10 protein-coding genes and 1 tRNA gene are annotated in these 13,066 nt (G+C 37.7%); 8 read left to right on the top strand and 3 right to left on the bottom strand.

The genetic code is table 11. The features are described from left to right. Positions 1-10 precede the first annotated feature (10 nt). From rseP to ACVWYG_RS02255, 4 genes are all read left to right on the top strand, one after another. Positions 11-1,327: an RIP metalloprotease RseP gene (gene rseP / locus ACVWYG_RS02270; RefSeq protein WP_457268506.1), complete on the top strand. Its 1,317-nt coding sequence runs from the start codon at positions 11-13 to the stop codon at positions 1,325-1,327. A 136-nt stretch (positions 1,328-1,463) separates the two neighbouring features. Then, complete coding sequence (gene hscB, locus ACVWYG_RS02265) at positions 1,464-2,024, top strand: Fe-S protein assembly co-chaperone HscB (RefSeq protein WP_457268505.1); 561 nt, start codon at positions 1,464-1,466, stop codon at positions 2,022-2,024. 7 nt (positions 2,025-2,031) lie between these two features. Continuing rightward, entirely contained in the window at positions 2,032-2,325 is a 294-nt protein-coding gene (locus tag ACVWYG_RS02260) for a DUF3817 domain-containing protein (RefSeq protein WP_457268504.1), read from the top strand. An 84-nt stretch (positions 2,326-2,409) separates the two neighbouring features. Continuing rightward, a tRNA-Leu gene (locus ACVWYG_RS02255) sits at positions 2,410-2,489 on the top strand. A gap of 699 nt (positions 2,490-3,188) precedes the next feature. Here the strand turns inward: ACVWYG_RS02255 and ACVWYG_RS02250 are convergent. Further along, positions 3,189-4,607 carry a DNA/RNA non-specific endonuclease gene (locus ACVWYG_RS02250; protein ID WP_457268503.1) on the bottom strand — a complete coding sequence of 473 codons (1,419 nt, stop codon included), beginning with the start codon at positions 4,605-4,607 and terminating at the stop codon, positions 3,189-3,191. Between the two features lie 269 nt (positions 4,608-4,876). Here ACVWYG_RS02250 and ACVWYG_RS02245 point away from each other — a divergent pair, with 269 nt between their 5' ends. From ACVWYG_RS02245 to msrA, 4 genes are all read left to right on the top strand, one after another. Beyond that, positions 4,877-6,214, top strand: a complete 1,338-nt coding sequence (locus ACVWYG_RS02245) for a histidine-type phosphatase (RefSeq protein ID WP_457268502.1) — start codon at positions 4,877-4,879, stop codon at positions 6,212-6,214. 105 nt (positions 6,215-6,319) lie between these two features. Further along, positions 6,320-9,139, top strand: a complete 2,820-nt coding sequence (locus ACVWYG_RS02240) for a TonB-dependent receptor domain-containing protein (protein ID WP_457268501.1) — start codon at positions 6,320-6,322, stop codon at positions 9,137-9,139. Positions 9,140-9,143: 4 nt separating this feature from the next. Then, positions 9,144-10,532, top strand: coding sequence for a hypothetical protein (locus ACVWYG_RS02235; protein WP_457268500.1), 1,389 nt, complete (start codon positions 9,144-9,146; stop codon positions 10,530-10,532). Between the two features lie 536 nt (positions 10,533-11,068). Beyond that, positions 11,069-11,560: a peptide-methionine (S)-S-oxide reductase MsrA gene (gene msrA, locus ACVWYG_RS02230; protein WP_457268499.1), complete on the top strand. Its 492-nt coding sequence runs from the start codon at positions 11,069-11,071 to the stop codon at positions 11,558-11,560. A 247-nt stretch (positions 11,561-11,807) separates the two neighbouring features. Here msrA and ACVWYG_RS02225 read toward each other — a convergent pair whose 3' ends face one another. Continuing rightward, positions 11,808-12,398, bottom strand: a complete 591-nt coding sequence (locus ACVWYG_RS02225; RefSeq protein ID WP_457268498.1) for a pentapeptide repeat-containing protein — start codon at positions 12,396-12,398, stop codon at positions 11,808-11,810. A gap of 6 nt (positions 12,399-12,404) precedes the next feature. Continuing rightward, positions 12,405-12,962, bottom strand: coding sequence for a TetR/AcrR family transcriptional regulator (locus ACVWYG_RS02220; RefSeq protein WP_457268497.1), 558 nt, complete (start codon positions 12,960-12,962; stop codon positions 12,405-12,407). Positions 12,963-13,066 lie beyond the last annotated feature (104 nt).

Below are 13,066 nucleotides of genomic sequence, written 5' to 3'. Positions count from 1 at the left end.
AGAATAAGATATGAGTGGATTGATTATGGCAGGTCAACTTTTAATTGGTTTGTCTCTTTTAGTGATACTGCACGAACTAGGGCATTTTTTGGCTGCTAGGGCATTTGGTATTAAAGTTGAAAAATTTTACCTGTTTTTTGATGCCTGGGGTTTTAAACTGTTCAGTTTTACGCGAGGTGGAGTAGAATATGGAGTGGGATGGTTGCCGCTTGGAGGTTATGTAAAGATTGCGGGGATGATTGACGAAAGTATGGATACTGAGCAATTAAACCAACCAATACAGCCTTGGGAATTTAGAGCAAAACCGGCTTGGCAGCGTCTAATTGTAATGCTTGGAGGTATTTTCGTAAATATTATTGTCGGCATCATTATTTTTTGGATAATGACTTTTAGCTATGGACAAACATTTACGCCGAATAGTGCGGTGGTTAATGGCATCCAGGCAGGAGCGCCTGCGCTGCAGATTGGTTTGAAAAATGGAGATAAGGTTGTTGCTATCGACGGTAAAAAGGTAGTTCGATTTGAGGAGCTTAAGAGTTCAAAGGTTATTATGGGCGGTGTAGTTCTTACTGTAGAACGTGGAGATAAAGTATTAGACATTAGGGTTCCAGATAATTTTTTGAGCAGTTTGAAAGATGGTAAAGCATTATTTGTAGAACCTCGCTTACGTACAGTGGTAGATGCCTTAGATTCAACTGGCAATGCCGTTAAAGACGGTTTAAAAGTTGGAGATAACATTACTGCGGTGAATGGGACGCCTGTCGCTTATCAAGATGAGATAAAGCCGATAATCGAAGCAAATAAGGGCAAGGAAATTACGCTATCACTGATTAGAAGCGGACGATCTATGCAGCTCGTAGCACACGTAAATAAAGCCGGTATTTTAGGTTATGTCCCAAACATATCTCAAATTAAGCAAACCACCATCGATTATAGCTTTTTTCAAGCGATGCCGATAGGAGCAAATATGGCCTGGACCATGTTCGCCGACAATGCTAAAGGCATTGGTAAAATGGTTACTGGAAAGGTAAGTGCTCGGAACATTAGTAGTCCTGTGGGAATTGCAAAAGTTTATGGCGGCACGTTCGATTGGACTAGATTTTGGACGCTTACAGGTTTAATCTCCATTGCGTTGGCATTTATGAACTTACTTCCCATCCCCGGTTTAGATGGCGGCCATGTGGTTTTCTTATTGATAGAAATGGTACAGCGTAAACCAGTGAGTGAGAAAGTGTTAGAAAAAGCACAAATTGTGGGTTTTGTAGTGCTTATAGGACTAATGGTTTTTGCCTTCGGTAATGATATTTTAAAAGCGTTTGGAAAGTAAGAAACCATAATTTTTTAGCAGGTTGGCAGAGTTAGATTGGAGTGGAATGTCATCTGGATTTTAGTGAATCAACTAGATGTTTTTCAGGTGTTTTAACGCATTCCAAGCCAAAAAATTTATTCATCTAATTTTATAGTTGACAAAAATTATTAAAACAGGGATGACCGATAAAAAAGAGCAATCCAATTATTTTGAGTTCTACAATCTTCCGATAAAATTTCATCTTAACCAAGCAGCGGTTAAATCTAAGTTCTACGAGTTAAGCAAAAAATATCATCCTGATTTTTTTGCTAATGAACCCGCAGAACAGCAGGAGGAGATGTTACAGAAATCGACGGAAAACAATAAAGCCTTTAAAATCTTCAGCGGCGAGCGAAACCGAATAAAATATGTGCTCGAATTAAAGAATGTATTAATTTACGGGGAGCAATACGTACTTAATCAAGAGTTTTTACTGGAGATGATGAACGTAAACGAGGCATTGATGGATTTGGAGCTTGAGGAAGACAGTGCTCAACTGGATGGCGTGAGAACGCAAGTTGCAGAAATATCTGCTGATCTAGAAGAATCACTCAGGAAGCTTACGCTTTCGCACGATGAGCTTGAATATGAAGATTTGCCGCTGTTAGAGGAAATTAAAGATATTTATTATCGCCAAAAATACATTAGCCGCATCAAAGAACGACTAAACGATTAAATCTGCTATGGGAAGTTCAATAACAATTTTTAGAAAGGTAGCGGTTGCAGAAGGAATTTCCTATCTGTTGCTGTTGTTCGTAGCCATGCCGTTAAAGTATTTTGCAGGCATGCCATTGGCAGTAAAATATACAGGTTGGGCCCACGGGTTGCTTTTTGTATTGTATGCCGCACTATTGATAATGGCTTGGCAAGAACAGAAATGGAAGTTTGGAAAAGCGGTGTTGATTTTTCTTGCTTCTTTGCTGCCGTTTATGCCCTTCGTCGTTGATAAAAAACTGAAGGATGAGCGCCCAAATTAAAGTTTTTTGTCTCTGAGAATTATTTAAAAATTTTGTTGCAAAATATCGTTTTCTTGGCTACATTTGCAACCCGCACAAACAAATGCCCAGCTGGCGGAACTGGTAGACGCGTCGGTCTCAAACACCGATAGGAAACTGTGCCGGTTCGATTCCGGCGCTGGGTACTTTAAACCTTCTCTAATCACTTAGAGAAGGTTTTTTATCTTTCTAATGTTTTTTTTTCAGTAAAATTGCCGAACCTTGCAAAAACAATATCTCTCTTGGAAGAGGAAAAAATTTACAATGAATTAGTTATATCGTTTTTGTATGTACTAAAATTACGAATTTGACTACTTTAAGTGCCATTAACGGGTTTAATTACCTTCTCATAGGAACATTTATAGAAACAGCTTCTTAAAAATAAAATTTAATAAGTTAACACAGTCACATTGTGCTGATTTATGTTAAGTTTTATAACAGGGAAAAATGTAAAAAACCGGCCTTTTAAAGAAAGATGGATTTAGAGAGCCATTTTTTGAAAACGTTAATTTCAAGAGATGGGTAAATCGGCTGAGGAGCTTTTTTAGTTGTTGTCCAATGACAAATAAATCATTTGAAAGGCAGATATGAAAATTGTATTTTAACTTTAAATGAGGCGTGTATAGCGCAGCTAGCGATCTAAAGATGTCTTAATTCAGCGCTGTTAGTCAATTCAGCTTCTAATACGCTTGATTATTTTCCTTAGTTAATCTGTAAACTACTATTTTTTTATTTGGTAAAAAATAAAGATTCCTCTATGAATCATAAAGCGTCGTTTGGCTTTAAAAACATAAAAGAAACCTCTCTACAAGGCTGAGGATTAGTTTTCTAGGTTGAATGCCTTTTTAGTTTCCGGTATCTTTTTTAGTCTCTACGGCATCCTGAACAGCTTGAGACAACGTAGAAAATAAATTATATCCTGTCGCCTTTTCTATGTCTCTTACCGTTACGATATATTGTTTCCAATCGGGATTAACCGCATTTATGTTTGGGGTACTAACTGCAATAACGCGGGTGGATGGAGAAACCCTATGTAAGTCGTCGTTTCCAATGGGCATGATCAATGCAACTTTCCATACATTGCTAGGTACGTTTACTTTACCTCCATTTATTGAGGTTGATACATTGCCCTTTGACCCAATGCCGCCCGAACCGTAGGCGCCCATAATAATGTATACTTCATTTCCGCTCAAAACCTGTGCTCTGAGATAGCTTTCCAAGGCTTCCCAGGTTTTCTGATTGTTATTTGGTGCCTGCGGAATCATATTGCTCATCAAAAAAGTAGCTGAATTAGCATCGGTAGAACTCGTTCTATCCCCGCTTGGACAATTGTGGCCCCGGTCAAAGCCCGATCCGCTGTAAGAATTGTTTTGTACCTCATACCAACCACTTGGAAGACCAGAAAAAGCCGCAAAATCATCCTGTCGTTTTACAGCACCGGTGAAATTGCCTTTATCAAGGTGCCAACTAACCCAATTTGGTCCGGCATTCGCCATACTGTAAGACTCGGTATAATAATGTTGATCGATCAAGTAATTGTTTCCCATAAGTATACTTGGTTGCGCACCGCTTGGGTTACCCATTAAAAGATCACTATTGTCACCCGATGAAGGAGGTGCATCGGCGCCCGCAACAGGAGTTCCTCTGCCAGGCGTTTCCATGCCCGTGCCGGTTGAATCGCTAGGATTGGTGTCTGGGGTGCCAACAGTTATTTCTGGATCTCCACTTCCTTTAAAGGTAATATCATCTAAGTTGATCCTACTTGTTCCAGTCTTTTTAATCTGGAAACGAACTTTTCCTGTTGTTGACACCTTAAATGAATCACTTACCAAGGTTAGACTTGTCTCTGCTACATCATTTCCTAATTGTGCGTAAGTTTTCCCTGCATCTGTAGACATTAGAAGTTGCCACGTAGAGTTGGCATCGTTTCCATATTTGGCATGTTTGATGTAAAGCATGGTTAGTCCGGCGATGTCGAAATCCATTGCAATATAACCAGACCGCAGCCTAACGGATTTCGTTCCATTTTTAATATCTGCAGCAGTCGACCCTACCAAAGCATCATTCAGCGCCCATTTGCCTGTTGCCAATTGAATGGTATCCAATTTATATGCAGCCTTGCTACCGTCTTCAAAGTCTTCGATTATTGAATAAGGCTTTAGGGAAGCTGGAGGATCTACTGGAACGATCTCGTGCGTTTTTTTAGAGCAGCCGGCAATACAAATTACGAGTATGCTGTAAAGGAGTAAAAGTTTTAACTTCATCAATAATTTCGTTTTATTGATGCAAAGATAAGTGGCCGCAATTAACGGTTGGTTAAGAAATTGTTTATAATTGGTTAATTTTATTGGATTTTATTGGATTTTGTTGGGAGAGGAAAACATTACTTTAACTAATTTTATAATTTGGATTGTGTACATCAGCGTGCCAAAAAAAATGCAAATCGATGAAATCGCAGAATTATATGCATATCCAAACATGAATTTAATAATAAGTTAATATTAGAAGATTTACATTTGAAACAAATAAATGTATGAAAAGGCTTATTATTTTTCTGTTGTTTTTCTTGAGTTTTGGATGTAAAGCGCAAGAAATAAATCTTCCATCTTTGGGGACAAAGACGCTCTATCAACCCTCTCACAATCCGCTTACAAAGATGCCTTTCGGTTTTAAGGCTGTTTACATAAATTATGTCGGTCGACATGGTGCGAGACACCTAACCAAAGATGTTAAAATCTCGTTGGCTTACAGGATGCTTCAGAAAGCAGACAGTTTGCATTTACTCAGCATCGTAGGAGTTAAGTTGCGAAAAGCGGTTTTGAATCTCGATAAAGTTGAAGAGAAAAATATCAGTTCTATCTCTAGCATTGGAGCAGCCGAACAGAAAGGTATTGCCAGACGAATGTATTTAAGAGAAGAGAGTGTTTTCTCATCGTCAAATACCGTGTTAAACGTTTATACGACCAAGAAAGGTAGAACCAAAGAAAGCGCCGAAGCATTTATACAGGGTTTAAAAGCAGAAAAAACAGGTCTAGCCCAAAATGTAAACTACAACTATGCAGATGACATTCATTTGCGTTTCTACGATTTTTCCAAGGCATACCTAAATTTTGAGGAAGATGGAGATTGGAAGCACTATTACGACGCACTCAGTAAACAAACTAAATTTAAAGAAATGCAGAAGAAGTTTACTGCACAATTTTTTTTAAAGCCTTTTGTTATAAATGAAAAAGAAGAAGCTGATTTTATAGAGGACATCTATGGGTTTTATGCCATAGAAAATGCAATTGGTATTGAAATTAAACAAGCAAATCTATCGGTAGCAGATGTAGAGTTTAGGAAATACTTTACAAAGTCAGCATTAGAAACGTTGGGTAGATTAGGTGACGCAGAAGATTTTTTAAAAAAGGGTCCGGGTACCAATAGTAATGGCATTCAAGTTAGAATAGCAGCGCCACTTTTAGTCGACTTTATTAACGCTACAGATAACTTCTTGAAAACTGGAGTACCCCAAGCAGATTTAAGGTTCGCACACGCAGAAACAATAGCTCCATTTGCGGCAATAATGGGAATTAAAGGGGCGTCTCAATCAACAACAAGCATCTCTTCATTTAAAACCATTTGGCAAGCAGCGCATGTGATACCTTTTAGCGCAAATATTCAATGGATTTTATATAAAAATGCTGCGACCGGAAAATTTAAAATTAAGTTTCTACTCAACGAAAATGAAGTTTCGATTAACGGGTTAAAAACCAAAACATTTCCATATTACGATTGGACGATTGTACGGGATTTTTATATAAGAAAGCTACAGGCGATAAAGGTTGGGTTAAATGAAGATATGGGCTATTATTTAGAGAACGTTAAGTGACGAATAACTTTTTCCATGTTTACATAAATCATTTAACATTATGGTAATATTATATTGCAATTAAGTTAAAGTTCGGGCAGTTTCTTTGCGATAAAAAAACTGTACATGAAAAGATATTACCTGTTGGCATTCAATCTCATCTTTTGTGTAATAGCAGTCGCTCAAAATAAAGGGGTAGTTCGCGGTACAATTACCGATAGAAATACAAAAGAAACTATTATTGGCGCAACCGTTGTATTAAAGAATGACAAAAAGACTTTTAAAGTCTCTGTATCTTCAGGGTTAGATGGTACCTATGTTTTTAGAAACCTTGCGCCGGGGAAATATGAAGTGGAGGCAGATTATATTTCTTATAAGGATGAAGACGAAAGCTTTGAATTAAAGGCCGAGCAAATCAAAGTTGTGAATTTGCAAATTGCCTCGAAAATTAAAGATTTGGATGAAGTTAAGATATCTGGCAAAGCCGATGAAGGGAGTGATTATAAAGCGAGGTCGTTGGAGCGAAAAAGTGATCTTATCTTAAATGCAGTTTCCGCCAGGGCAATAGAAATTTCTCCGGACTTAACGATTGCAAACGTCACTCAGCGGGTTTCTGGCGTTTCAATAGAGCGTAGCAATAATGGCGAAGGCCAATACGCCATTATACGAGGAATGGATAAGCGTTATAATTATACCTTAGTCAATGGAGTCAAAATCCCTAGTCCCGATAATAAAAATCGATATGTTCCCTTGGATATTTTTCCGGCAGATATCGTAGACCGAATGGAAGTGTATAAATCGCTGACGCCAAATTTAGAAGGTGATGCGATTGGCGGTGCAATTAATCTGGTGCTTAAAGATGCGCCAGATAAATTTAGTGTCCGTGCAAATGCTGCAGTTGGGTTAGCAAGCTCATTATTTGATCAAAGTTTTACAAGTTTTGACCGTTCCGCGAGCGAAAAAACATCACCAAGAGTTGCGAAGGGAAATAACTACGCTGCTACGCTTGCAGATTTTCCAAATAATCCACTCAACTATAATAGAAAAAGCGCACCTACTTCATCCATATTTGGATTAACTGTTGGAGGACGCTCCAAAAATAGAAAGTTTGGAGCGCTAGGTGCAATAAGTTATCAAAACACGTATAAAACTACAAATACTATTTTTTATGATACAGATGTAGATCGCACGAACAATGAACCGGCTTTAAAAAGTGTGCAAAGTAGGAATTACAGCATTCAACAAGAAAGAACAGGTGCACATTTAAAGTTAGATTATAGATTTAACGATGATCATAAGCTAGATTTTTATGCAGCTTACATGAATCTGGGCCAAAATCAGTTTCGTTTTCAAACAGATACTACGCTAAATTTGGCTCGTGTAGGGATGGGTACTGGGCGTGTGAGCAACAACTATCGCAGTACGCGAACAGTTCAGCAAATTTTTAGTACCAACTTACATGGCGAAAATAAATTGGCACATAGGTTACAAATGAATTGGTCGTTGGTGTATGCCAAAGCAACGGCGAATCAGCCCGATCTGGCAAGTCTTAACATCGTGACTGGGGTAACAGCAATTTTGGATACAAGTGGCAAGAAAGTAGGTGTTGTGCAGCAACCAGCACTCTTCAACTCGACGGGTGCTGCGCAATCTCGCATCTGGGCAAAAAATGAAGATGAAGACAAAACTGGATTTCTAAATTTTATCTACAAACCAGAAATAGCAAATGCTAAAGTAGAGTTATCTGTGGGAGGAATGTATCGAGTGAAAAGTAGAAGCAGTTTTTATGATGATTATGCGCTACAATTGTCGGGAAGTGCAACCCAAACCTACGATGGAAACGTGCAAAACAATACATTCGCCGTACAATCGGTTGCTGGCTCGCCAAGTGATCCTTTAAATTATCACTTTAATGAAAAGGTAGGAGCAACTTATGCACAGTTTAAATTTACTATCGGCAAACTACAAACGCTTGGTGGTTTGCGGTATGAAAATACGAGACAAGATTGGGTAACATCAGCAAATGTAAACCAAACAGTGGGAGCGAACGGGTCAAAGAAATACGCTGATTTATTGCCAAGTTTAAATTTTAAGTATGAATTGACAAAAAAGCAAAACCTGCGCTTATCTTACTATTCGGCAATAAGTAGACCGGGTTTTTACGAATTGATTCCTCATACAGGAGGAGATCCTGATGCAGATTATCAAGAGTTGGGTAATCCAAACTTGAAGAGAATCACCGCAGATAATTTTGATTTGAGGTATGGCTTTTTTCCAAAGCAATTAGACCAATTCTTGGTCGGTATATTTTATAAAAGTATTAAAAACCCAATAGAGTACGCCTTAATAAATCAAGCAACAAGTGTTTTCTACACAGCAGAAAATTTTGGAAATGCTTCCAATTATGGATTGGAGTTAGACATCACTAAATACATTTCAAAATTTGGTTTTCGGGCCAATTATACATTTGTAGATTCTAAAATTACCACTCCAAAAACGGTGTTGTATCGAGATCTACAAACAACGTCGTTAACGCAACGAGAAGAGCAGCAAACGAGACCGCTGCAGGGGCAATCGAAAAATATTGGGAATTTTTCTATACTATTTAAAGATGCAAAAACTGGCATAGACGCTCAACTTGCAGCTGTGTACACTGGAGCTAGAATTTACACTGTATCACCTTATTTGGATAACGACATTTGGCAAAAAGGAACCGTTACTTTAGATTTATCAGCTGAAAAAAAGGTTTATAAAAGTTTCTCTATTTATCTGAAAGCAAATAACCTGCTAAATACGCCTTCTGAGCTAGAAATTAGAAAGCCTTACGAAATTACCGCAGCAACGATAAATCAAGACGTTCGCGAGCAAACTGTAGGTAAAAATGTATTTGTAAGAAAAGACATCTATCAACAATTTTATTTAATTGGTTTACGCTATAAACTCTAAGATTATGAAAAAAATATGTTCTGCAATACTTATAATTTCTGCGCTATTTTTTTTTGGCGCTTGCCATAAACAGGAGATTTTAACGCTTTCAATACCTGTTGTTCAGACAGGCTCTTTGATCACTTCCGAAAATTTACCAGGTGGAAGTATTAAGGGGACCTTGGAAAGTGGAAAGACTTACTATTTCGACAAAGACATTACGGTAAACGATGGCGACACGTTGTTGCTGCAAAGTGGCGTAACTCTAATTGCCGTGGGCGATGGTTCCAAAGATAATGCGCCACAAATTAACGTACATGGTACCTTGATAAGTTTGGGTACTAGAGAGAAACCAAATTACATTACCGTTGCCGATGCCTCAAAGTATCACGTAGAGGCTGCTTCAGGAAATTACACGAATGTTTTTAAGGGCAGTTGGGGAGGTATTTTGGCTACACCGGCTCCGGTTACTATTGATAAACCAAATCCAAAAGGAGGCGATTTAATTATTAAGTGGACACACATAGAATTTGCAGGCGCGGCAAGCTATGGAAATGATGCAGCGATCTATAAAGATGGAGATGCGAGATATGGTATTTATTTTGCAAACATAGAGAAAGACTTTGTTTTAGAGGATAGTTGGGTTTTTGGTTCGGTAGATGATGCGATTAGAACAGTTGGGGGAAAAATTGCTGTAATGAGAAATACGTTTGAACTTTGCGGAAAAGCGGGTGGAGAATTTTTGAATATGAAAAGTGGAACCATTGGAGATGTCGCTTACAACATGTGTATTGGTTCGGCTACTAACGCATTAAAAGCTTCTAATTCTGGCGGTACAACCGTGCAGTGTAACGTTAATATGTATAACAATACAATGGCCAATGGTGGTTTTCGTCAAACTAAAACGGGCAGAGGTGGGTCAATTAACTATGAACAAGGAGCTAGAGGCTTAATTTACAATAATCTGATTGAAAATTGTCGATTTGGATTAAGGATCACTACAGATGCAGATCAAGCCAATATTAAATACAACAATCAATATTATTATGGAAGCACGGCCAAAATTCTAGCTGAGTTTCTAGCATCAGATGCCGTTGCAAAATTACAAAGCGCAGATGTGAAGAGTTCGATCGCTAAAGATAAAAATCCAAATTTCTTTAATTATGATGTAGATCAGTTTGATTATACAAGTAACAGCGGCCCAATTACAGCTTCGTTGATGCCAGCGTACATCACTACGGTAGGGAGTTCTAATTTTAGTTTGCAACCCAGTTCGCAGGGCCATAACAGGGGCAAAACTGATTTTAGCCCGTTAGCCGTGGTAAAAATTTCAAGCACTTTCGGGGCAAGAATTACGCTTCCCGGAAATGACATTGGCGCCTACCAAACAGATGGAAGTGGAAATCAGCATTAATTATCCTTTGGTTTAGAATCGTAAAACTTCTTAATTGGTATTCATTAGTGAAAGCAAGCATAAACGTCAATGCGTTTTGCCATGGTTCGCAACTGGTTTGTCGATAGTAGATTTGATGAATATTCTCCTTTGGAGGGCAAACCTAAAGCAAATAAGTTTCTATAAAATCCCATTGCTTACGGTTTAGTTAATTTTCATCTTGAACTAATTTAATTTAAATTTCATCGCATCAACGACAAAGCCAGCAAGAAACAAATTTCTATGTCTGAAATTATTAGAGATTAAATAAGATAAAAAATTATGGTCTTCTTGAAGTCACTTTATTTACTAGTTTCAAGACTTAAAAAACTTGGTGCGAAACTTGTTCAAGAAATGTTTCAGTTTACGATCAATTTTATTCGTCCAAGCGGTAACCTTTTTTTTGGCTCAGTGAAACTTTAACAGGTTTATACCTGATTGCTGACAGAAAAAAAAGAGATGTCGTTTAAGACAGTAAAGATGGAAGTTGACAATTAATCAAGCTAAAAACATAGTAAATGGACAACTACAAAAAAGCATATATAGCCGGTGGCTGTTTCTGGGGGATGGAAGATTTGTTTAGAGTTCGACCTGGAATAATCGATACCGAAGTGGGCTATATAGGTGGCGAGAATGAAAATCCGACCTATCGAAATCATCCTGGCCATGCCGAAGGCATTGAATTAACCTACGACCCTGCAAACACCAGCTTTAGAGAAATTCTCGATTTTTTCTACAGAGTTCACGATCCATCAACGGTAGATAGACAGGGAAACGATAGAGGATCTAGCTATCGTTCAGCAATTTTCATTCAGGATGAAGAAGAGCGAAAAGTAGCGGAGGAAGTCATTCAGATCGTTAACGATTCCAAAAGGTGGAGCGGTAAAGTAGTTACTTCTTTGGAGCGTTTTTCAAAGTTTTGGCCTGCTGAAACAGAACATCAAGACTATTTACTTATGAATCCAAACGGATATACTTGCCATTTTGAGAGGTTTGGAACCTTCTTGTAACAGGGATTGATTCACTGCCAAAATGCTAAAATTAAATGGTCCTAAAACTTTTTAAAGCAATGGGTCAACTCGAACTTCTCTGAGTTTGAGTTGACCCATTTTGTGTTCTAAAACCTGACGAGCTTGAAAGTAATCATAATTTTTAAATTTGTGTCTTGACAGGAATTTTGATACACCTTTTCTGCCTGATTTATTTGAAGTAAACAGATTTCGCTATCATAATAAATGAGGAAATCTAAACAAATTATTAAGCATAGTCAATGTCCAGATTAAACTTATCAAGAAGACCAGATAATCCTTGTGCAGAAAATTTAGCCTTTTTAATTTTATTCAATGACGGATCTATACTGTAATTTACAGCTGTTCTAAAATCCGCTTTCTCCAATATTGTGTTTACAAAAGTCGCTGCGGTAAGATCGCAGTTTTTAAAAATACTGTCGCTAAGATCTGTATACTGAAAATCAGTTTCTTTTAAGGAACAATCAGTAAAAACTGTTTTTCGAAGCCTCGTACCAGCAAAAGTACAGTACTCAATATAACACTTCTTAAAAGTGAATGAGAACAGTAACTTATTGCAGTTGGAAAAATCAATTCCTAATAATTTGCATCCAGTAAACGTTACACCACTTAACCCACCTCGGGCTAAGAGAGTAAGCGAAAGGTTACAATCCAAAAACTGACAATCTACAAAATCGTTTTCGCTTAAATCTGCTTTAGAGAAGTCGCAGTTTAAAAATTCACAGTTTATAAATTCTCGGTTCCTTAACGTTTTTTCTGAGTAATTAATGCCAGAAAATTTTCTGTCCTGATGAACTAACAATTGGTTTTCTTCATCCATGGTTGACTAATCTTTAATATTTGTGACTAGGTGATTAAGTTTTTCGAAGATTTGTTGTCTTTTTATTGTGCTTATTTGGTTGCGGCCGAGATTGTCAGCATACCACAATCCATCTGTAACCAAATTAATGATCAGGCTGTTTACACTCTGCTCATTTTTAGAAGCATCAACAACATGCTCAGCAAACCATCGTTCCCACATCAATACGTATTTTTCGTTTACCAAGATTGCTTGCATAATTACCCGCATAGTACACTTATAGTTTTTGTCGCCATTTCTTTTAAGAATAACCTGAAGATACGCCATGCTTCCATTTCCGGTTGACCTTTTTTCCTGAAATATCCAATGTGTAAGTGCTTCGAGGCTTTGAGTCACAATACAATCTAATAATTCCTCCTTAGAACTAAAATGGTGGATTATTCCACCTTTACTTAAGCCGGTTTTTTCTGCAATCGACTGAAAGGTTACTTTATGCCAGTCGGTTGCCCCAATTTCTACCGCAGCATTTAGAATAGCCTGCCTCGCTAGCTCCGGCTCTTTTTTTCTTCTATAACGATTTTCCACTCTCAAAGATACCGAACGAATGGTTTGTTTTTATAAATATTTTTAACTTTTAGAAAAAGGAAATGTTATTATTCTAGGCATCTCGTTCTCCTAATAATTTGTTG

This window comes from Pedobacter sp. UYEF25, from assembly GCF_054061655.1.
This window is presented reverse-complemented; position numbering and strand designations above follow the sequence as displayed.